The organism is Citrifermentans bremense (genome assembly GCF_014218275.1).
GTDB lineage: Bacteria > Desulfobacterota > Desulfuromonadia > Geobacterales > Geobacteraceae > Geomonas > Geomonas pelophila.
Genome location: NZ_AP023213.1, coordinates 3,131,255 through 3,152,283, shown reverse-complemented (window position 1 = coordinate 3,152,283; position 21,029 = coordinate 3,131,255). Strand labels below are relative to the sequence as shown.

The following is a 21,029-nucleotide window of genomic DNA, read 5'->3' as shown; positions in this document are numbered from 1 at the left end:
AAGCGAAATCTTCCTGATAAAGCCAAAGGAGACTCAGGGCGTTGCTGTTTTCCCGATGCAAGGCGGGTATTGAGGGGGGATGTGGCTTAAACTGGGCGTGGGCCGGTCCGGGGAGAAAGGCTACTTCCTTGATGAGGTCTACACGCTTTTGCACGTTCGGCGCAGGCTCCCACTTGGTAATCAGCACCACGGAGGAGGCGAGCTTCGGGCTGCCGGGGACGCGCACGCCGCAAGAAACCAAGGCATTGGGACCTATGCCGATGGCGTCGGGAGTCTCCAGTACTTTCTTTCTTTCTCATCTCCTCGGCGGCGACAGGGGCGAAACTGGACACGACGCGCTCGCCCTGGAGGATTTCCTTGATGAAGAGCTCGTTCTTTCCCTCAGACGCCGGGGACCAGACGACGATGCGCCGGTTGGGGCCGCCGACTTTTCCCAGTTTGGTGATCTTGCCGGTGAAGATAGCCTTCAGCTGCTTCTTGGTCCCTTCTAGATCTTGATGTCGTTGAGAAAGATGACCGTCTGATTCCTGCCGATGGGGACCTCCCGGAAAAGCCCCCCGGCCGGTGCCGGTCCGGTCTCAGCCACGCGCTGGACAGTCGTTCCAGGCTCACGGTGACGACGGCATCGAGGGAGCCGTTTCCCAGATTCGCGAGCTCCGTTCCGGGCCTGCTCTGCACCGTAACCAGGCGCAGCGACGGGGTTTCCTCCTCGAACGTCTCCTTCCCCGGAGCGATCACCTCGGTCAATGCAGCGTCGCCACCGCCAATCCGGATCGTCACCGCATCGTTGGGCGTCTTCTGTGCCGTAGTCCCGCCACAAAGCACAAGGCGACCATCATCATGCCGAACGGAAATGGTAGTTTCATGTACTGAGAGGCCTCTTGACCGCACCCTTGTGAATAAAAAAACCCGCCAATTTGGCGGGTTTAGCAATACCTTGAAATGGTTTGAAATGGTTAATGGCGGAAGCACATGGGAATCGAACCCACCAAGCCGCTTTCTTAATCATCATGTGATTTAGTGGTTTTATGCTGTATAAATAGGTTGTTAGCCGCACTTCTCCAGTCTGTTGGAGTCCGCAGCGGACCGGGGAGAGTCACTACAATTCGCGGTTTTTGGTGAAAGTTTGGTGAAAGTTTGGTGAAAGTTTGGTGAAAGTTTGGTGAAAGTTTGGTGAAAGCCTGTACCCCTCTCATCAGATTCTTTTAGAGAGCACCTTGGCAGAAAAATAACCAATGTTCTCGGAAAGAAATACGTGCGTCCCTACTCCGACCTCATGGTCTTGGCGCCAACCGACGGATGGAGCCCGAGATGCCACGTTGAGGACGGCAAAGTCTGGGAAATTTATGACGCCGCGGCTTGGCAGGAAGTGAAGGGGTAGAGCAGGGGGAATTGTAATTTGTCAGTTTCGCGATGCGACGCGTTTTGTCGTACCCATAGTATATTGAATCACTGTATGGAGTTACGAAAAGGATAAATCGCGATGTCGAAAAAGAAGGTGAGGCATACACACTCGGGGAGTTCGAGGTGGAGACGTTGCTGAATGAGATGCATAACCGGGTGGCAAAGATTGATGCTAATCTCCACCGATGGAAAGTTTTTATTGCGGTTGCCACTGTGATAAACCCTGGGCTGTGCCGAGATGCCTTCAAAATAAGGCCCTGCCGGAGAAGGTTACGCTATATTGGGCATGACGCCTGGGCGGAGCCACTGAGATCACAATTGAACGTCGAAGAAGATAGTTTCTTCAAGTGTGGCAGCATCTACTTTTCCGTTGATTTCAACGGGGCAACTTATTCAATTGAAGGTTACCTCGAAGGATCCCGGCGGAAACGAATCGGGTTGACGTATTTTGAATGGTTGCCCGACGAGGCTGAAACTGCTGAGATAGACCTTCCCTCTCCACCGGAGAGTTCATGACATTGCGTATTACAAGAGGGGCAGGGGGCGCCCGTTACATGAAATCAACAGGCCTTAATCCAATGCAAACGTTCAACGCATTCCTGTGTGGCGCGGGCAATAGTTTTGCCTGCTCTGCTGCGCGGGATGTCGCCGCTGGGGTGTTGGGAAGCTGCCATCCCCTCCTAATATACGGCGGCGTTGGCGTTGGTAAGACCCATCTGCTGCACGCGGTTGGCAACGAAAGGATCAGGATCAATCCTCTTGCTCTCATACTTAACTTCTCAAGTGAACAGTTCATGAACGAGATGATTCAGGCCTTGCGTGGCAATAAAATGGATCGATTCCGCAACAGCATTCGTACGGTCGACCTCCTTCTGGTCGACGATATCCAGTTCATGGCAGGGAAAGAGGCTACCCAGGAGGAGTTTTTCAATTCCATCGAGGCATTGCAGAGAGCGGGGAGGCAGGTCGTGGCGACTTGCCGCACCATGCGTGACCGGGGGGCTGTAATTGATGAGGCATTGTTGTCCCGGTTGTGTGGTGGGGTGATTGTGAGAATTGAAGCACCGGATCAGGAAACCAGGCTCTTGTTTCTAAGGAAAAAAGCTATTGAACACGGTCTCGATTTATCGGAAGAGGTAGCTCTGCATTTTGCAACTGTCACAACCGGCGACCTGCGCAGGGTGGAGGGGAACCTCGTTACGTTAAAGGCGTTCGCGGCCGGTAGCCAGTTGGAGATTACTGTTGACCTCCTCCGGTCCTTACTGCGATTGGAGTAGGGGGCGGCTACTGCAGCAACAATCGTCTGGAGGGTTGCCACTCAACTGCCCCCTTTCACGGCTCACCCGGTTGTTTCAAAACCAATCCTGTGCATTCTGCCCCGTTTTGCCTCACACTCTTTTAACAAAGTACAATAAAGATCGTCTGCAGTAACTGCTATACCCAGGATATCAAATTGGCGAGCCGCCACTGCGAAGTCGCCAGGAGTAAGGGCTTCAAGGCAGCGCACCTTTTGCTCGAAGCCGCATGCCTCATCTCCAGATCCGGCGAGCCTTAATAACTCCCACTGAAACATGGACCAGCGTTGGTCTGGAGTCAAAGGGTCGAAGCGTACCTTAAAGGCGAAGCGCCTCAGGCTCGCTGGATCAAGCTTCTCCATCAGGTTTGTTGTGCAGATGAAGATCCCGTCGAAGGCTTCCATCTGGGTGAGTAGTTCATTCACCTGCGTCACCTCCCAGCTCCTGTGGGCACCGCGCCTGTCGGCAAGAAAGCTGTCGGCCTCGTCCAAGACGAGTACCGCATCTTGCTGGCGGGCCCGATCGAACATTTCAGCAATATTCTGCTCAGCAACCCCTACATAAGGGCTCAGGATGTCTGAGGCGCGCTGCACCAACAACGGCCTCCCCGCCTGGTCGGCAAGATAACGGGCAAGTTCGCTTTTGCCAGTGCCGGCGGCGCCATAAAAGCAGAAGGTTCCTCTTGGACGAAGCCTTGCTCCCTCGGCCAGTGATGCTACAGGGACATCAGTATTCAGCCACTCCAGACTGTAACCCGTCCGGAGAATATTTCTATTTGGTGTGCGTCTTTGACCAAGAAGAGACGTGCTTCGAAGTAGCACGTTTTCCACCAGATTCAGGGCCAGCTTGTTGTCTCCTTTGCTGCCGATGAGACCCACTTTAGCGGCCTTTTGAAATTGTCCAGGAGTGATCTCATCGTTGGACGCCAGTTGTTCGATCCACGAATCAGGCGGATTGAACTGATCCAGATGATACTTAGCCATGGAAACTCGTACGCCCAACGGCGGGGTCGGAAAGTGGACGGAGTAGTCGAAACGTCTGAGGTACGCCTTGTCGATCTGGTTTACACGGTTGCTTATCCAAATCGAGGGAATGGGGTTACCTTCCAGGGTACGGTTGATCCAAGCCTTGCCATTACCATCAGAGCGTTCTTCATCGCCCATTAGCATGCTGAAGAAGTTATGCCCCCCCTGGAATACGTCCTCAACCTCGTCAAACAGCAGCATGCTCCCCGGGGCGCGGGCTAAGAAGCGCTGGCAAAGGGCGTAGGCACGTAAGCGACTCTCGCCCTTCACGGGATTGCCATCGTTGTCCGAGTAGGATACTTCGTACAGCTTTACCTTCAGCTCGGCTGCAAGAGCCTGTACATACTGGTTTTTACCCACTCCTGGCCTTCCATGGATGAGAATGTTGACCCCCTGCGTCTTGGCGTCCAAGGCGCTAGATAGGTAGCCCGCTAAAAGGTTGCTGTCCCGACGCAGGTGGGGGAAATCTGCCAACGTAAGAGAAGGCTCATCCACTGGCCGTAGGAAACACTCCATAACCTCTGCTGAGTCCCTGTGATCCAGAAGCAGAATGTCCTCCAATCCGTTGATGCATGCGATCTTCTCTTCGAGGTAGCACACACTCCGATTGACTTTCACCAAGCCCGTAGTTACCAGCGGGCCGTCCGGCGAGAGAGCTGAAAGAAGATCCTGTTCTGGCAACCCAGTGATGCGCGCAAGAATCTTGCAAAAAGAAGTGGTCGAGACTTTTTCTCCACGCGGGCTGATCGCACCGTCAAGTTGGGGAAATACCTTCAACCCCGCAGCAAAGGTCAGCGCGGCTTTGTCGGCATCATTTAAATCTAGTAACTCAGCAAGAAAATTAATATTTTTGAACATCGGTAACTGAGAACATAGTTTCTTCCTGATAAGTAGTGCGCGGTGCCTGTGCAGCAACTTTCGGCAGCGCGAAACGGTGATGGTGCCAATGGGTTCTTCATCGTTATCCTCCTCATCATCAGTGGCCGAAGTAGAATTAACCGACTCCATCCCCGTCATCAGGCAAAAATCGGCATCATCAAAGATTTCGGGCCACCTTCTTGGCGAAGTTGGTCTATGCCACCCACAGATGATGGTTAGGTCTATAAGCCATATTCCGAAAAGCGGAAGGTACCTGCTCATTTCCTTGTCAAGTTTCTTCACTAAGGGCTGCCGTCTCAAAGGCCATCGCGCCATACTACACCTCCTGGAATCAAGTCTTTGGAGAAGTATGCGCTCCCGAAGCGACAAGTGCTGTCACATGATTAGGTGTCCCAACTGAGAAAAGAAGGAAAATTAAAAACCCGTCTGCTTAGGCAAGGAGGTTTGGGACAGGTAGTCACGGTATTTGCCGTCCATAACAGAGAGAGTCAGTGCTGTGGCGATGATTTCGGTGGGGGAATGTTTTGAGAGGGCAGTGAGGTTGGAACAAAGAGAAGCAAATGAGGAGTATAGTGCTTCTTCCGCCCGCACCAGGAAGCCATCGAGGCATCCGGAGAGATAGCTTTCAATGTCTGCTTCCTCGGGGATTAGGCTTATGGCTCGGGCAGCCTCCTCTAGAAGCGTCTCCAAAGGGGTCCGTATTTCACGCAAGCTTGGTTCAAAGTAATTTGACCACCAGGCGCTTAGCGGATGGCCTGAGGGGAGGGGACGAGTTGCCGGGAAAAAAGCAGGTACCGCGTCAGCCACTCCGAGTTGTTCCAGCCATGTCTTCATGACCTTCTTTGCTCTCTCCTCAGGACTAAGCTCCAGAAGCATTGTCCTGTTGAGACGTGCCAGGTACCTTCCATCCCGTTTAACTTTTATCAGGGTTGCCCGTGCACGCTCTACGGCAGTACCGACTTCAGAAAAATACCCATTGACCTCCCATTCCGGTGGCCATTCACAGATCAATCTTTCCCAAATGTTCCCGTCCCGCCGCGGGGGACGGTTGATCCCGCACCAGAAGTTTTCTCTGAAGAGTTCTTTTTCGGCTGAGGACATGGCTTCAAAATCCACAGCTTCTACCACAAGTACAAAATCTCCCTCATCCATGTTCTTGCTGCTAAGTACCCTGGTAAGCAATTCTCTTGCGCGTTTCTGTTCCCTGGCGACAATACGCTCACGGTCCACCGAAGGGCAGCTAGTGATGAGGTAATACAGCACTGCGGGGAAACTGGAAAATGAAGCGTCACAAAAACGCTCCAGGAGTTCTTGGTTGAGCGCCGAGTCGAGACGACAGGCATTCGCCACATATACTGCTGCAAGGTTCCACTCCCCCATCAGGTCTTCCTGCGGGTTTTCCTCCATTCTGCTCTCCCCAGAGTTCCAGCCCGGCATATCAACGAGGGAGAATCGGAGAGGTTCCTCGCTGTCAAGGTAGTCCTCTCCTGGAGGCAATATCACGCGGGATTCCAGGCCTGGGACCTCAAGCCTAAGGCGGTGAGTCCCACGCTGAAACCTAGTCAGCTGCTCCTGTCGATTTGGAAAGGCACAGAGTTCGGCGATCTCACGCGAAGGGGAGTCATCAGTGGGCCTTTCCAGCACCGTAAGCCTCACCCTGGGGCCGTAGGTAACCTCGAGTGGTAGAAATGTCTCGCGTTCCATAGCGCTGTGGGGGAGCAGGCCAGGTTCTGCCAGTCCCTCCAGCAGGGTGCGGACTAACATGGTTTTTCCGGCCGAAAATTCTCCTACGATGCGGATCGATGCTACAGCATCCCCATAGGTCCGCGCTTCCTGCATCTTGAGACAGAACTCGGCGATGGTTCGGGAAAGTATGGGGCTAGTACTCGCTGGCATTCTTAATCCCTCGAGAGACACTGCAATTGGTTAATGATTTGCTGCCCCTCGTAAAGGCAGCGATCGGCAAAGAGACTCCAACCATTTTCAGCCAGGGAGGGGAGCCCGGGGCCGGACAGGAACCAAGAGAGCCAATCCAGAACAAGGGGTGCTACTTCCCTGATCCGCACTTGCTGCAGTTCCTCCCGCGCCTGTAAAACCCAGATCCCATGGGATAATGCCGTCTTGCAGGCTTGGTACTCTGGGCTGTTTTCTCTGAGAAGCAAGGGGATCAGCAACAGGTGGTGGTTTTTTCGTCCCCAAGATCTCACGTCGGTGTACTGGTTGTCTGCATGGACCCCAGCTACGGTTTCGTCAATTAGATGGGTCGCCTCGGGCCAAAGTTTCGCGTGGTATGCCGCGAGCCCGCCAATTGCACGCCATAGCATAGGCTGGGCGCGTAGCAGGTTGCCGCGGTGCACCGGCATGTTTTCGTCAAGGGCATCATCGAGGATCCTTGCGTAAAGATGGATGGTTGCGCAATCCCGGAGGATAGTCCAAGAGCCCTCACCCACGAGGAAGTCGCCGGCAAGGAGGATGAGCACAGCCGGTGCCGACTCAGCTAGGTCATCTAGGCGCTGTCGGGCCTTCACCTCGCTTGCAAGCCTGGGGGCGTCATCCGGCACAATCCGGTCAATCTCCTCTTTGAGTGTGATGCGCAAGCGGGAGGGCAAATCTGGCTCACTGCTCCTATTACGGATCATAAAGGCCCGCCGGTCCTCACTTGCGATCTCCAGTTCACCAGTCACGGCGATCTCCCTCTTAGCTACCAAAAAGGTTAGGCCGTCGCGTCCGAGACTGGTGACTCTCGTCGGAGGAGTTGGGAGGGGCGTGGTCCATCGCGAGGGCGGTGGCAGTCTTGATAATGAGCTGGGTTAATTCGTCCACACGCCCATCGAGCAGGGAGATCTCTTTGCGGATAGAATCTGAAATTTGCTGCATTTCGCTGGAGAGCCTCTCTAATTCTCTAGACAGCCTTACGTTTTCATCTTGGAGTGCGGCGTTCCTTGCCTCTGACCGGACCGCCGATTCGGCCACCTGCTTCAGATAACCGTCGATAACCTCCGATACCAGGAATCCGTTGAAATCAGCCCCGATCACGGTCGCGCGTACAGCCGACAGCTCTTCATCTGTTTGCATAACTCCCCCACAGCTGTCCAGGCCGTCATGCGGCCAGTATCCCAAGTACCTGACGCAGGTCGTTCGCCTCAGCGTCGAGTAGTGCCAGCTCAGCTTCCTGCCCTGCGGGGCTTTTTCCAAGTCGCGCGGTCAGCGACTCGATTTCTGCCGTCCGCTCCGAGATAGTCTGTTCCACTTCGTCCTGCCAGTACTGCTTGCAGCGTAGCAGCAGCAGTTCGAACATGGGCCGGGTTTGTTGCTCGAAAGCACGCAATAGCAGACGGATGGCCTTTTCGGTCTCCTGCTGCCTGAGCGCCTCGTGCCGGCGCGCAGCCTCCTCCTTGGCCGCTTGCGCATTCGCCTCAGCCCGCTCCTTCAGTGCGGCGATTCGCTGAGCGATCACGGCCTGCTCCCGTCGGCTTTGTTCAAGGGCTAGGCCGGAGAGTTCCCGCTCAGATTCAATGTCCATAAGGCGGTTTTGCTGCCGGATGAACTCAGCCATACGCTCTTGTATCTCATTGAGCGCAGCCTGCTGACAGGCTAGGGCCTCGGGGTCGATGTATTCTAAAGCTTGGTTTTGGGTATCGAACATTCCGCCGATCTTCTCCCCCCAGTATCCAAGCGATAGCATCTCGAGCACCCCGAATTTCTCTGCCAATGGGCGAACCTTGTTGCCATACTGCAAAGCCTTCGCAGTTTTGACACCCTTACTGACGGTTTTGGCCACCTTGCCTGCATCGACAGCAATGTTTACCACTTTGGCCCCCTTGCCGACAATGGATGCGGTCTTGGAGGCTACGGTGGTGGGGTTAACAAAAAGGAGGGCTATGTCGGCAATTTCCCCAACCGTGCGCCCGACTGTGCTTCCGATGCCGCTGCTGGTGATTTCCTCGATCACGTGGGGCAGCGGTGTCGACTGTAGTTTTAAGTACTGCTTTCGGAGCTCTTCCAGCTCCAGCTCTCGCTCGGTCGCCTGCGCCAGCGGCACTGGGAGGGAGTCGCACTTCTGCTGTTCTCTTTTCTGCATGTCCTGCAGTTCAGTGAGCGCCGTCTCCAGCCTCTTAAGCTGCGCTAGATCAAGGAAATCGGAAGCTTCCACCTGTTCAGGCACAGGGAAATGCAGGTTGAGCGCCTGCATCTCACTGGCGAGAAGGTTTATTTTTCCGTAGCTGGCTGAATGCGAGCTGAGGGCGTCGGCGGCCTCAGCCACCGCCCCCCTCGAGTGGTGCTGCGCCTGCTTCAGGAAGGCGTCCCATTGTTCCGTTGAGAAGCGTGCCTCGAGCGGTGCGCGTAGCGCCTCGAGTTTGTCACTTAGCCCCTGACGTATCCGTTCCAGAGCCAGGGATGCCTCCTGTTCGAGCCGATTCTGGTCCTGGTGCTGCTGCTCATAGAGAGAGGTCTTTAACTCGATGAGTTCACGTTTAGAAGCAAGAAGCCGTTCGTGGAGCGCCTGTATGGCCTCCTCACCCTGAACGGAGCAGCACTCCTGCTCTTCCAGATTAGAATCGAGGGCGTTGCGCACTAACGGCTCCAGTTCTGCTTTAAAACGACGCTCTCTGATAAGGCTGGCATCGTCAAGAGCACGTGCCAGGAACTCCAGCACAGCTTCCTTCCCGTGCCCGAACCTGCTTACCCCCTCGAGGCGAACCGTCTTCAGGCCGGCCCCCTGCTGGATGTGTTCCGCCCACCGTGAGAGGTCCGGCACTTGCTGACCTGCGGCCGCGGCGGCCTCAACCTCATCCCAGTGGGAGACCACTATTTTGATCCTTTTACCGTAGCTTCCTATCTCCGCAAGGGTTTCCAGGTCCTCGCTTGCTGGTCCCCTTGCAGGGATCATGTAGACCAGCACATCGGCAAGTCTGATTTGTGCCAGAGTGTAACTGCGGGCCTCCTCCGAACTTCCCCCTAGGCCAGGAAGATCTATGAGTAGTAGCCCCTGCAACCAGGGTTGTGGCAGCTTTAGTAGGGTAAAGGCCGCTCCCTCCGGTGCAGCGATAGTGTACTGTTGGAACTCCACTACGGTGAGGGGAGTGGTCTCCATTGACTGGTTCACCAACTGCATGGCCAGTTCCTCTCCGTACTCGATAAAAGTCGGTAGCGCTGTAGTCTCTTCCAGAGCGGTGGGTAGTATGTTCTCCCCAATAAGTGTGTTGATAAGGCTGCTCTTGCCTGAAGAAAAAGCCCCGACGAGACAGACCTTGAGGGCTTCTCCCGAGTGCAAGGTTCTCGCGCAAAGCGCATCCGCCGACTCCCGCAGCTTCTCCGGCACTAGTTCCATAACCTTATCGAGATCCATCAGTTCCTCCTCGTCTTATTGATCAAGAGCCGCACGCGTCTGTGCTGCGACATTCTCTAATCGACCGCAGGCCTCATGAAGCAGGCAAAGGCGGCGTGCTACCTCTTCTTCTCCTTTGCCGATACTTTCCAGCGATTGCTCGCGCTGCCCCGCTTTGGCGCGTAGAGGTTCCACAAACTGCTCCTCTACGCAGCCAATGAGCAAATCGAGTTGGTCGCTAAATACTTTTTCAACCGCAGAGGCGACATGCTTTTCTAAGAAGGCTATTCGCAGCGTTAGGTCACCGGCGGTCCGTCTTGATAGGGTCTGGTATATCTGCTCAGCGATCTGGACTTTGTCTGCCTCGACTTTTTGCTGGTACTCCTTCTCCTGCCTCTCAAGTCGCCGTAATTCCGCCTCCACCTTCTGCTGCGCCGCCTTCAGCGAGATCCGTTTCTGGGACCGCTTGAATTCTTCCTCTATCACCAATTCCAACCCCTTCTCCCTTTGGGCAAGCACTTCCTTGAGTTCTTCCCTCTCCTTCTGGTAAGCGCGGAGGTTGGAGTCATCAGCATAGGGGACATTGGCGTACTGAGCCGACCTGTACAGGCCGCCGCTGGATACCTTTTCTCTCCGGTTTCCTTGGAGTGGGGATGGCTGAGGGCCAAGGTTGCGGATGTTCCGCTCTGCCCGCTCAAGGGCTTGGCGAGCCAACTCTAACCTCGAGTGGTTCTCCCCATGTTGCATAAGATCCGCATCCAGATCGGCAATGTCTCTCTCACAGTTTTCTTTCATCGCCTGCAGTTCCATGGCCTTTTGTTGGTATTCGACCACTTTTACGAGGTCAATCTCGAAGCTGATGTCAAGGTTCGGGAGGCTGATGTTTATATTGTCCAGAGAGTTGTGGACCTCGCTGACCCTCCTAGTCATCTCATCCTGATAATTGGTCCGAAGGTCCCGCAGGGCAGACTGCAGTTCACTTTTCTGAAGTTCCCAGCGAGCATCGACTTCTTTGGTCACCCGCTCAAACTCCTCCTGGACGGATTCCGGTAGGCCGATCGCACAGGTTCCCCCCCGGGCTGAGCTACTTTCAATCTGCCTCCTTACGTACTGGGGCGTCAGGTACTGCTCCACCCGGTCCCTTAACTCCTTTAGGGGCTCAACCAGCGTCTCGCGGACCTTTCTCGCGTGGTGCATGGCCGCATTGTGGTGCTCACTTCGTGTTTCGTTCTCCGCATTTTTTAGCTCGAGGTTGAGGTTCCTGATTTCCTGCTCAAGCAGTTCCAACTCTCGCCTGTGCTCCTTCAAGTCCTGCGGAGACTCCAACAGGCGTATTTCATCCTGAACCGTGGCTAAAAGAGTGGTCTGGATGTCACCCAAAGTGGCTAACGGCCTCCGTAGGATTTCCTGCTGGGCCTCCTCGCCTGTACAAATCTCGGCGATACGCTCGGCCAATTCATCGATGCGGGATAATCGTCTTTTATCTGGGTCCGGATCACGCCCCCACAGGGCACTTACTCCCATGAGGTTTCGCCTGCTGGTCAGCACCGCTAGTTCCTCCGGAGTTGCGTCCAGTTGGGTCCTAAAGTTGTGCCGAACCACTTCCATTTTGCGGGTATCCAACTCTTCACGCGAAACATTTTTATCCTGTGCGTCTTGGGCCTCCAATACCTTGTCCCACATATTGACCACAGTAATGAACTTGTTGAAATTCCTGCGTACCGTTTCGCGCAGGAAACGCCATTCCGTTTCTGCACCGCCCAACTGGGTGGTGCTTTGCACCCAGACGGCGATGTGGGCCCGGTCGATTGCTTCCATGGTAATGTCATGGTGATGTTTCAACACCCCTTGGAGTCCGGGGGTATCCACGAGGATGAGCCCCTTGTCAAGCAGGGGGTGCCGGGTGAATGCCTCGATGCGGTCTACCTCCAGACGGGCGTCCCGGTGCTCGGTTACTAGCTCAGTTCCCCATTTCTTTAGTACCTGATCGTCGTTCCAGGGTAGGCGTAGTGGAGGCCGGTCCAACTCCTCCTTGAAATGTATGATCACGAAGGGAGTGTCCTCCTGTGGTGGGAGGGCATGGATGAAGGTGTTGATTGCGGTCGTCTGCTCCAGGGCCTCCTGGAGCAACTGCACTCCTAGGAGCGAATTGACCAAGGAAGATTTGCCGCGGGAGAATTCTCCAATGAACGCCAGCCGGACCTGGCTCGATTCGAGCCCTTTAAGGAGGTTGTCGAAGCGGCTGTAGAGTGTTTTCAGTTCCGGATTGCCGCACAGGTCGAAAAGATCCTTTGTTTGGTTGACCAAGGACGTGGCCTGCTGGATGCGCTCGTTTCTCAGTTCAAGGGTGCTGGCAAGTATCTGGTTGACAACGCGTGTAGTCATGCACGCATCCTCCTTTGGGAAATCCTATAGCTTCGGCATTCAGCTAGTGTGTCGCGCTGCCTGCCGGGTCACTGAGCTTGGACGCTCTGCACGAATTTGATTTCCACCCGACGGTTGCGGGCACTGGTCATGTCCTCCGGGTCCAGGGGGCGATCAGGACCGTAGCCTACTACGGAAATCCTCGCGCTTATGTCCTTCTTGTGGAACCCCTCGATTAGTGCCTTTCTGGCTTCCCTGGCACGCCCGGCGGAAAGGGTGTGGTTATCGTCGAAGACTGCGCAGTACAGTTTTGGATCCGTGGCGATGTGGTTCACCGGGTTGGAGTCGCTGTGCCCTTCGATCTGGATGGACAGGCTGCTGTCGCTAAGAAGGGCCTCCTCTGCAATGGAGGCCATCTTCTGGCTTAGCAATGCGCCGGCGTCTGCATCCAGACAGGCGCTGCCGCTGGCAAAAGAACTGTCCTGTAGACGCAGGGTTCCGCGGTCCGGTAATAGTTCAATCCCGTCCATATGTTCCTTGGCAAGCACGGTTTTCAGCGATTTCATTACTTTGGTGATGCCGACTTTTTTCCTCTGCTCGGCCTCGGCACGTGCTGCCACCGATATGAGCACTGCCATAATGAAAAAGAGGATCAGCACGCCGACAATGCCAGCCATGAAGTCGCCTATGGAAATCCATTCACCTTGGGTGTCGTGGCTCATGCTGATGCCGTCCTTTGCATGTTCTCGTGGATCTTCAGCAAGCTCTGCAGGGCGTCGAGCGAAACAGCCTTTATGCCGTGTGAGGCGTCAAGAAGCCCTTCCAGTTTTTGCACAATGGCCTGGTTGGTAACAGGCATGGTCGTTCTAACGCCGTCAATGGCTGCGGTTATCTGCTGCAACTGGTTCATGTCGCCCTGGTGCTCTCGGACCAGTTGGTCCAGCTTGATTGCGATTTCCCCGCCGGCTCCAAAGGTTACTGCGAGATTCTCTGACATGTCGGCGATCTCCGTACTGTAACGTGCACTGTTGCTCGTCATTTCTATAATCTGGTCCATCATACGATCATTGGACTTCTCATAACTTTTGAAGACCAAAGCCATCTGCTCGTAATGTTTTTCCATTTCGATCGTGACCTTGTTGGTTGTCTCAAGAGCATCAAAGACCTTCTTCAGTGCAAGGCCGAGTTGATCGGAAAGCAGATTGACCTGCTTCTCAATGCTGCGGCTGGATTCAGAAATTTTTTCGCCTGCAGCATCAAGTGTCTCCGTTACTTTGTCGTTAAAGCTTAAAATGGTCTTAGTCATTGAATCCTTCATTTCAACGACTGTTCCATTCAACCTTTCGGTTGAGCTATTCATGTTGATTTTCAGGTTGTCGATGGTATCGCTCATATTTTTACTAAAGGATTTGAGCACTGCGTCGATCCTGGTACTCATGGCGTTTACCGTGGTATCGACCCCCTGAATGGAAGATTTAAGACTTTCGTCCATGTCTTCCAAGACCTGACGGGTTTCCTCCTTGAATTCCGTGATCTTATCGGCAAAGATGTTTACCGAACCACCCAGCTTATCCACCTGTTTACCGAAATTCTTGATTACCTTAAGACTCTCCTCAGTATTCCTGCTGCATTCCAGCAGATCAACGAGATTCTCCCCCAGTGTTCTGAGCTCCAGCAGTGTCTCCTGGTGCGATCGCATCGCAACTTCTTCGGCTCCCTCACGAAGGTTCGTTATGGCCGTAATGATGTTGCGGTTCTGGATGCTGCTCTGCTCTTCGTTCCTTTGGGCCGCAACGACCAGGCTCTTCAGCAACTGATTCGTTATTGCCGTCTCCCGGAACTGACGTTCCCGAGCTTCCTGTTCCAACTGCATGACGGTCCGAGCGTCTTCCTTATTCCTGTTGGCGTCATCCTGCAATTCCTTCAGCACCGCCTCAGCCCGTTTCCTGTCGATCTCAAAATACCTTGGGATGAGGACCCTTAGGGCGATGTGAGTCATGATGCCCCAGGCACTGCTTTTGAACTTTAGTCCGATCTCCATGAGCATGGGCTTTAGGTTAGCAATGCTCTTTGTTATATCTGCAGCTTCGGTTCCTGCTTGGCTCAGTTGACCGAGGATCTGGCCTGCATGATTGATCGCAAGTCCGATACCTAGGAAGGTGCCAAGAAGGCCGAGGACGAGTGCAAACCCCGGAGCGTTGTCCACCACGTTGTCCCATCGAGGGACTCGCGCAGCCAGCATGAGATCATGGGCATTCCCGGTATCGATATGCTTGAAGAGCGGGGAACTTTCGATTAGGGCTGGGAAACGCTTCACCACCTGATTAGCTGCATACAGGCTGTACCCCATCCAGCCTAAAAGGATGATGAAGAACAAGAAGTCAAGAGGGCTTCTCGGCAGCAAGAATGCGAGCAGTTGTTGCAGTTCCCCGCTCATGCCGTTACCTCCGCGACTATGTATTCGTTGGTGTTATCTTTCTGTCGTTTGATCGCCCCAGGCATATATAAGTCTGCAAACTGTGTTAGGGTCATGCGGTCCGGTTCACTCAGCACCAGCTTTCGGGTTTTGCGCACCGTCTCCATATCGCGAACCATATTTTCCAAGATCGCCCCTGCGCGATCCATGCGCGCGCGCTCCGCAGCCCGCACGGCTTCCCCGCGGTCGTCGCACTCCGCCTGGTGCAGGAGACCCTCTGATGCTCCCGTTACGATCCTCAGATCCTTGTAGTAGGCAGAGTCATTTTTCTGATGTCCATTGATGGTGTCATGCTCATGACGCATCTTCTCAAGCTGTTCTGTCTGGTTAGGATCCAGTGTCTTCCCGTATTTTTTATAATTCTCAAGGGCTCCTATGCGGACTTCTAGGAGTGCGAGCTGCTTATTGTTATTCTCGATGCACCTGGACATGGCCCTCTCCTCGCCGGTCCAGATCCCGAACAAACGCTCTGAGCCCATGAGTAGTAGGCTTTTTTTGTAGCGCTGTTTCACCATGCTGTCGAACTCCTGGAGTTCCGCCTCGCTCATGTCCTGGTCCATGATGAGCTTGCTCACCAGAGCGATCAGGCGCCGGTCTCCAGGAGATACTTCAGCGATTGAATCGATCTCGCTGAGTCTTTCGGCGATATCGGCAATGAAGGCCATCGATATGTCTACCCTAAGGTATTCCGAAAAATTCGATACAAGCTCGGTGTTTGCCATTTTGAATTTTGTCGAAAGCGTAGGTAGGAACTCGTTCACTGCCGTTGCTAGTGCCATGAGCTCCTTATCGTGGGAAATGTCGATGGGAGGCTCCTGGCGGTGTTCCTCCTCCCGCGCCTTTCTGCGCTGGTACTGGCGATAGGCCTCCTCTTCTGCCTCCTCGCTCTTCTGGCGCAGGTATTCCGTCTTGGCGGCCTCCCACCCCCCTTTGCAGGCCCCCTTTATAGCGCCCCAAAGGCCACCCTCGTGGAAGCCTTCCACTCCACCCTTGATGGCGCCTTTGACCCCTTCGAAAAGTATGCCAAACCAGTTTCTACTCTTTTCGCCCAGGACATTCCTGGTCACGTTGACGATCGCAGCTCCTGCCTGCTTTACTGCCTCAAGGCCGGCCGAAAAAACACCGCGCACACCCGAGGCTACCGCCGAGATCCCGCTAGAGATTGCACTCCCGACACTAGAGATAGCACCTCCAACCGCGCTGCAAACCCTGCTTAACAGGCCCATAACCCCTCCCTAATCGATAATATGCCTGCGTGTTCCTATTTATCTGCTTCAGGCGACGTTTTACGTATCCCGTACATTTCTCGCGTCTTCTGGAGTCTCTCTTGTACATCGGTGCCGACCTCCCGCATGCCGCGGCGCACCAGGTCGAGTGCCTTTAACAGGTGCTCCCGAGTCAAAAAGCTTGAGGCCGGGGCGGCGGTGTTCACCGCCATCGGTAAAGCTAATCTTAGGCATTGCAGTATGTAGCCTCCTGATAGCCCCTCAGATCTCTCTGCCAACTCGCGGATCAAAATTTCCCGCTCATCCCGAAGGGGGATTCCCTCAACTAGGTGATAGGCCCACAACCTTTCGCGGGCGGGTGGGTCCGGGAGGTCGAATCGGATGTGGTGGGAGATACGTCGGCGGAAGGCTGCGTCATAGTTTTCAGGGAAATTGCTGGCGAATGCCAGAATGCCGTGAAAATCATCCATCTCCATCAACATCGTTGAGCGGGTAAGATTTATCTCGGCGTCTACCCCCTGGGTAACGGAAGAAAGGCGTTTGCCCAGCACCGTGTCCGCCTCATCGAAAAACAAGAGTGCCCCCTCGTGGGATGCTTGACGGAATGCCTCACGCAGGTTCTTCGCGGTGTCGCCCATGAATTTACTTTCGAGTTCCGCGAGATCCACCTTGAGAAAGGGCATGGCGAACTCGCCTGCAAGCGCCTCGGCGGCCCGGGACTTACCGGTCCCTGGCGGACCGTAGAAGTTGAGCACACACCCCTTGCCAACCGGATCGACAGATCCGAACCCCCATTGCTCATAGATCATGGAGTGGTAGCGGACTTTGGTAATTGCCTCTCGAATCTCGTTGGTAGTCGAGGCAGGAAGGATCAGGTCTTTATCTAGAAGAAATCTTGGGACTTTTGAAGTGAACTTGACGGGTGGAGGATCCGCTTTATCCCGTTCTGCGACGTGCTCAGGGGGGTACTTTCTCACCAAATTCTGGGCGTCAGGCAACAGCCCGAGATCTTCTGTTTCAGTATTCTCCAGATCTTCTGCCACCCGTTCCTGCTTTGTCATGTGTTCTCCTGTACCCAGCTTTTGTCATCCTCTTGTGGGTGCCGCTCCAACTTGGGCCCTAAAGTGACATGCTGACCGGCTTAGCCCCCTGGACGTTTTTGGGTTGGATTACAAGGGAAACCGCCTTCCTTAGCGAGAGTTCCTTGTCATCGAGGTCAGTCGCTAAGGCGTAATCGAGATCAAATCGCGCGATAGCCTGACGAAAGCGTTGGAATAACAGGTCCCGGTCGCCTAATTGCCTTTTGGTGGCTCCGAGCATCCCTCTCATCACCGCAAGATCGATGAGCGTTGAGGTAAACCAATCCACATAACCGGCATATCCCATCGCCCAGACCAGGCTAGTTCCAGTGATCGCTTCTTTGAGAAGGTCGACCTGCATCCCCGCAAGGCAAGACCCAATGATTAGCCCCTCGATGTTGGAGCAACTGGCGCATGACTTGATCGCATCGATGACAGCTGTCAGGGGGACCTTTCCGATCATTCGGGTGTTACCATGAGAGGCAATGTAGAGAAAAAGGCGATTGAACCTACTAGTGTTACTGAGGTCTTCTAGCGCGAGTCTGAAGCTTTTTCCTTCATAGAAGGTGGTGTGGTAGACCTTTACATTGTCATCGAGGCGCTCCAAGCCGTGGAAGAACGGGAAGACGGACGCTCTCCCTGGGTTCTCATCGATCTCCCACCATGGGCTTTCCAAAATCATTAGAGCAGTTTTGGCCATACTGTTCCTCCTCAAGGGGCACTTTGTTGTGCGTATCCGCCTCTCAGAGAATATTTTTCGGCCCAACCACTAGAAAATTGATGTTTTTATATGGGGACAATTGTCCACAGAGGCTATGGCCGATAGAGGTGACCCCACTTTTGAGGCGACCCGGATGTCTCTGGCGCGCATACTTTTGTTAGACTAATCTCTCACCATGTTAGGCGGCGACATCGCACTGGGCTGTCTTCGATGGGAAAAATATCGGGATCAAAGGGGCTATCTCGCTGAGGTATGTACTAGTGTGACTTTTTCTGTCGCACTGATGTGTTAGATTTTAGAGAAAAGTATAAAGGAGGTGTGCGTGGTAAAAACGAGCGACTCCCACCCGATTCAGATAGGAACAATCACCCTTCCAATTGTTGGTACGAAGATAGGAATGACATTCTGCCCTGGGAAAAAAGGGCCTGGGTTATATTCAGGGCATTGGAACCGAGATCTTGAAAAGGATTTATCGGCAATCATCGATTGGGGAGCAGTCGCACTCGTAACGTTGGTTGAAGAGCATGAGTTTGCGGAGCTTCATGTCCCAGATTTCCGGCAAACCGTCATAGATTCTGGCCTTGAGTGGTTCCACTTGCCCATAGTTGACGGCAGCATTCCAGATGACAGGTTCGACCGCGCCCTGCAAGGGTGCCGTGGCCGTATTACCGAATTACTTTGCAAAGGCAAGGGTATCGTAATCCATTGTCGAGGAGGGTTGGGGAGGACTGGGCTGTTCGCAGCCATGTTACTGAGCGATTTTGGGATGGAGCCGGAGGAGGCAATATCCCTCATAAGAGGTGCTCGTCCTGGCGCGATTGAAACGTTGGAACAGGAAAATTACATACACACCTACTTCAGAAACAATCAACGCAGAAATCTGGAGCATTTTCTAGGCTGCATGCTCGGAGGTGCAATAGGCGATGCGCTTGGGGCGCCTATCGAATTCTCTACTCTCGCCCAAATCAGAGAGAAGTACGGTAAGGGCGGCCTTCGAACTTACGATAAGGCTTATGGCAGGGCAGGTGCCATCACGGACGACACCCAGATGGCACTTTTTACCGCGGAAGGTTTGCTTCGGGCATGCTGTAAGGCAAATGAGAAGGGTATCGGTCCTACGTTTCCCTCTATGATCCACCACGCCTATCAGCGTTGGCTAATAACACAGGAGAAGCAATTTGGGGAAGTAGGGGGCAGCGGATGGCTCATTAACTGCCGTGAGCTGTTCAGTCGTCGGGCTCCAGGCACGACCTGCATTTCAGCCTTGCAGGACGGTCGAGTCCGGCTCCTTACAGATTGCACTTGGCACAACACCAGTAAAGGCTGCGGAGCTGTAATGAGGGTCGCGCCAATTGGTCTCTTCGTCCAGTCCCCTTACGTCTATCGCATGTGGAGTGCTGAACAGCGCGATAAAGAAGCTTTCGAAATAGGGCAGGCTTCCGGTTACTTGACGCATGGGCACCCAAGCGGGTATTTACCCGCGGGCTTTCTGTCAATGCTCATCGGTCGGATCATAGCGGCGGGTGTCAAGGTAGTTGTCGCCTCTGCTGAATTTAAGCGGCGGCGAGCAGGATGGCTTCCGCCGGTGGTTCAGGATTAAGAAAAACGGCCTCCACCGGGTCCCAATTCCGGATGCCCTTCGACCACCGGTCAGGGTTTTGCTGACGGGCCTTCTCGTAGAGTTCCTTTCGGCGGGTGAGAATAGCGTTCTCCCGGCCGAAGTGACGGTCGTCGGGGGTGACGAAGCGGATGCCGCTGTGCAGATGCTCGGTGTTGTACCAGCCGACAAAACCATCTACCCAAGCTTGGGCGGCGTCCAGGCTCGAAAATGGTTGGCTCGGGTAACCAGGTCTGTACTTCATGGTTCGGAACAGCGATTCCGAGTAAGGGTTGTCGTCACTGACCTGTGGCCTGCTGAACGAAGGTACCACCCCAAGTCGCTGCAGGGTTGCCAGCATGGTCGCCCCCTTCATCGGGCCGCCATTATCTGAGTGAAGGACCAGCCCTGCGGGATCAATTCCGAGCCTGTAACAGGTTTGCAAGAACAGCTTTGCACTGTAGTCATTGCACTCTTTTGAAAAAACAGTGGCAGCCACGATCTTGCGACTCCAGACATCCATGATCAGGTAGAGGTAGAAGAACTGCCCAACAATAGGGCTTTTTAGATAGGTGATATCCCAGGACCAGACCTGGCAGGGGCCGGTCGCCACATGTTCTTTGGTCTTATGTTTTGTGGCCGGGCGAGACGGTTCCCGGTGCTTTATTTCTCCCTCTTCTCGAAGCACACGGTAGAAGCTTGATTCCGACGCCACGTAGACACCTTGGTCGGCCAGTTGCGGCACGATCTGCTTCGGCGAAAGGTCCCTAAACGCCGGAGAGTTCGCGATCGCGATGATCTTCTGCCGCTCCAACGGAGCAAGCTTGTTGGCCGGACTGGAACTTGGTCCACGCCGTCGGTCTGCCCCGTCTGCTTGCAGACCCCAGCGCTGAAAGGTGCGGATGCTCATCCCGATGGCAGCAACGGCCGGTTCGAGCCTCGCTCCGGAATTGGCTGCTTCTTCAACAAGTTGCACGATCATCTGCCGCTCTTCTTGTCCGTGGGCTCGTCCTCGCCCCCCCAGATGGACTGGACTTTTTTTTTGAGGATAATGATCGCGGCCGCCTCTGCCAAAGCCTTCTCTTTGCGCTGAAGCTCTTTCTCAAGCTGGTGAATTTTGCGGGTTTCCTCGGTGTTTTTGGAGGAAGTTCGAGGCGGCTTTTGAAGCCCTGACAACATCATGCTGCGCCACTCACGCAGTTGTGCCTCATGAATGCCATTGCGGCGCAAAAAGGCGCCCAGTTGTTCTTCGGGAACGATCTCAGCTTCGAGAACGATCTTGAGCTTTTCTTCGGCTGATCTGTCTTGGGGACGCTTTGGGGGCATGTGACTCTCAGGGGCTATAGACGAGTTGTCGGTTTGATTTACAGCGCTCGCCTCTCTAAGCCAGCGCGACAGTGACTGTTGGGGAACTCCCACTTCTCGTGCTAGAGCGGTAGCCGAGATTCCATTAGGGCAGGCCATCCTGCGGACCATGTTGGCCCTGAATCCTTCAGTGTACGTCATCATAGATCCTTGCTGCCCCCAAGATGTTGAAAAAAAGCGGGCGCCGGCTGATGAATTCGAGATTTCTGATTGGCGCCGGCGAGCTCGCTGCGCTCACCGCCTAATCTGACCAGAAAACCGGAACCCAA

General features: G+C 54.3%; 16 protein-coding genes. 4 read left to right on the top strand and 12 right to left on the bottom strand.

All coding sequences use genetic code 11. The annotated features are described in order from the left end of the window. Positions 1-173 precede the first annotated feature (173 nt). The 3 genes from GEOBRER4_RS13775 (at position 174) to GEOBRER4_RS13765 (ending at position 2,681) form a co-directional block, all read left to right on the top strand. On the top strand, positions 174-491 hold the full coding sequence (locus GEOBRER4_RS13775; protein WP_185242790.1) for a hypothetical protein: 318 nt from the start codon (positions 174-176) through the stop codon (positions 489-491). A 1,036-nt stretch (positions 492-1,527) separates the two neighbouring features. Then, positions 1,528-1,920, top strand: a complete 393-nt coding sequence (locus GEOBRER4_RS13770; RefSeq protein WP_185242789.1) for a hypothetical protein — start codon at positions 1,528-1,530, stop codon at positions 1,918-1,920. Next, on the top strand, positions 1,917-2,681 hold the full coding sequence (locus GEOBRER4_RS13765; RefSeq protein WP_185242788.1) for a DnaA ATPase domain-containing protein: 765 nt from the start codon (positions 1,917-1,919) through the stop codon (positions 2,679-2,681). Before GEOBRER4_RS13770 ends, GEOBRER4_RS13765 begins: the two co-directional genes overlap by 4 nt. A gap of 62 nt (positions 2,682-2,743) precedes the next feature. Here the strand turns inward: GEOBRER4_RS13765 and GEOBRER4_RS13760 are convergent, their stop codons facing one another. The 11 genes from GEOBRER4_RS13760 to GEOBRER4_RS13710 all read right to left on the bottom strand — a co-directional run bounded on the left by GEOBRER4_RS13760 (position 2,744) and on the right by GEOBRER4_RS13710 (position 17,777). Then, complete coding sequence (locus tag GEOBRER4_RS13760; RefSeq protein WP_185242787.1) at positions 2,744-4,918, bottom strand: AAA family ATPase; 2,175 nt, start codon at positions 4,916-4,918, stop codon at positions 2,744-2,746. A gap of 99 nt (positions 4,919-5,017) precedes the next feature. Further along, positions 5,018-6,499 carry a hypothetical protein gene (locus GEOBRER4_RS13755; RefSeq protein ID WP_185242786.1) on the bottom strand — a complete coding sequence of 494 codons (1,482 nt, stop codon included), beginning with the start codon at positions 6,497-6,499 and terminating at the stop codon, positions 5,018-5,020. Between the two features lie 2 nt (positions 6,500-6,501). Next, positions 6,502-7,287, bottom strand: a complete 786-nt coding sequence (locus GEOBRER4_RS13750) for a hypothetical protein (protein WP_185242785.1) — start codon at positions 7,285-7,287, stop codon at positions 6,502-6,504. Between the two features lie 13 nt (positions 7,288-7,300). Continuing rightward, complete coding sequence (locus GEOBRER4_RS13745) at positions 7,301-7,678, bottom strand: CCDC90 family protein (RefSeq protein ID WP_185242784.1); 378 nt, start codon at positions 7,676-7,678, stop codon at positions 7,301-7,303. A gap of 25 nt (positions 7,679-7,703) precedes the next feature. Further along, a complete protein-coding gene (locus tag GEOBRER4_RS13740; protein WP_185242783.1) occupies positions 7,704-9,953 on the bottom strand; it encodes a dynamin family protein in 2,250 nt (749 codons plus the stop codon). A gap of 15 nt (positions 9,954-9,968) precedes the next feature. Next, on the bottom strand, positions 9,969-12,317 hold the full coding sequence (locus GEOBRER4_RS13735) for a dynamin family protein (protein ID WP_185242782.1): 2,349 nt from the start codon (positions 12,315-12,317) through the stop codon (positions 9,969-9,971). Between the two features lie 68 nt (positions 12,318-12,385). Further along, positions 12,386-13,018, bottom strand: a complete 633-nt coding sequence (locus GEOBRER4_RS13730; protein WP_185242781.1) for an OmpA/MotB family protein — start codon at positions 13,016-13,018, stop codon at positions 12,386-12,388. Next, the gene (locus GEOBRER4_RS13725) at positions 13,015-14,733 is read right to left on the bottom strand and encodes a hypothetical protein (protein WP_185242780.1); all 1,719 of its coding nucleotides are present in this window, start codon (positions 14,731-14,733) and stop codon (positions 13,015-13,017) included. Before GEOBRER4_RS13725 ends, GEOBRER4_RS13730 begins: the two co-directional genes overlap by 4 nt. Further along, a complete protein-coding gene (locus GEOBRER4_RS13720) occupies positions 14,730-15,998 on the bottom strand; it encodes a hypothetical protein (protein ID WP_185242779.1) in 1,269 nt (422 codons plus the stop codon). The genes GEOBRER4_RS13725 and GEOBRER4_RS13720 overlap by 4 nt, the downstream gene beginning before the upstream one ends. Before the next feature lie 35 nt (positions 15,999-16,033). Next, entirely contained in the window at positions 16,034-17,059 is a 1,026-nt protein-coding gene (locus GEOBRER4_RS13715) for an ATP-binding protein (protein WP_185242778.1), read from the bottom strand. A 58-nt stretch (positions 17,060-17,117) separates the two neighbouring features. Next, entirely contained in the window at positions 17,118-17,777 is a 660-nt protein-coding gene (locus GEOBRER4_RS13710) for a hypothetical protein (protein WP_185242777.1), read from the bottom strand. A gap of 343 nt (positions 17,778-18,120) precedes the next feature. Here GEOBRER4_RS13710 and GEOBRER4_RS13705 point away from each other — a divergent pair, with 343 nt between their 5' ends. Beyond that, positions 18,121-19,398 carry an ADP-ribosylglycohydrolase family protein gene (locus GEOBRER4_RS13705; RefSeq protein ID WP_185242776.1) on the top strand — a complete coding sequence of 426 codons (1,278 nt, stop codon included), beginning with the start codon at positions 18,121-18,123 and terminating at the stop codon, positions 19,396-19,398. Here the strand turns inward: GEOBRER4_RS13705 and GEOBRER4_RS13700 are convergent. Further along, a protein-coding gene (locus GEOBRER4_RS13700) for an IS3 family transposase (RefSeq protein ID WP_185245335.1) occupies positions 19,352-20,901 on the bottom strand; the annotation gives its coding sequence in 2 pieces (ribosomal slippage) (positions 19,352-20,430 and positions 20,430-20,901; 1,551 coding nt in all). The two genes, GEOBRER4_RS13705 and GEOBRER4_RS13700, sit on opposite strands and share 47 nt — an antisense overlap. Positions 20,902-21,029: the final 128 nt, after the last annotated feature.

Excerpts from the sequence above, each read along its gene's own strand:
- GEOBRER4_RS13765 (WP_185242788.1), top strand. The coding sequence starts at position 1,917 with ATGACATTGCGTATTACAAGAGGGGCAGGGGGCGCCCGTTACATGAAA.
- GEOBRER4_RS13760 (WP_185242787.1), bottom strand. The coding sequence starts at position 4,918 with ATGGCGCGATGGCCTTTGAGACGGCAGCCCTTAGTGAAGAAACTTGAC.
- GEOBRER4_RS13755 (WP_185242786.1), bottom strand. The coding sequence starts at position 6,499 with ATGCCAGCGAGTACTAGCCCCATACTTTCCCGAACCATCGCCGAGTTC.
- GEOBRER4_RS13745 (WP_185242784.1), bottom strand. The coding sequence starts at position 7,678 with ATGCAAACAGATGAAGAGCTGTCGGCTGTACGCGCGACCGTGATCGGG.
- GEOBRER4_RS13740 (WP_185242783.1), bottom strand. The coding sequence starts at position 9,953 with ATGGATCTCGATAAGGTTATGGAACTAGTGCCGGAGAAGCTGCGGGAG.
- GEOBRER4_RS13735 (WP_185242782.1), bottom strand. The coding sequence starts at position 12,317 with ATGACTACACGCGTTGTCAACCAGATACTTGCCAGCACCCTTGAACTG.
- GEOBRER4_RS13730 (WP_185242781.1), bottom strand. The coding sequence starts at position 13,018 with ATGAGCCACGACACCCAAGGTGAATGGATTTCCATAGGCGACTTCATG.
- GEOBRER4_RS13725 (WP_185242780.1), bottom strand. The coding sequence starts at position 14,733 with ATGAGCGGGGAACTGCAACAACTGCTCGCATTCTTGCTGCCGAGAAGC.
- GEOBRER4_RS13720 (WP_185242779.1), bottom strand. The coding sequence starts at position 15,998 with ATGGGCCTGTTAAGCAGGGTTTGCAGCGCGGTTGGAGGTGCTATCTCT.
- GEOBRER4_RS13715 (WP_185242778.1), bottom strand. The coding sequence starts at position 17,059 with ATGACAAAGCAGGAACGGGTGGCAGAAGATCTGGAGAATACTGAAACA.
- GEOBRER4_RS13710 (WP_185242777.1), bottom strand. The coding sequence starts at position 17,777 with ATGGCCAAAACTGCTCTAATGATTTTGGAAAGCCCATGGTGGGAGATC.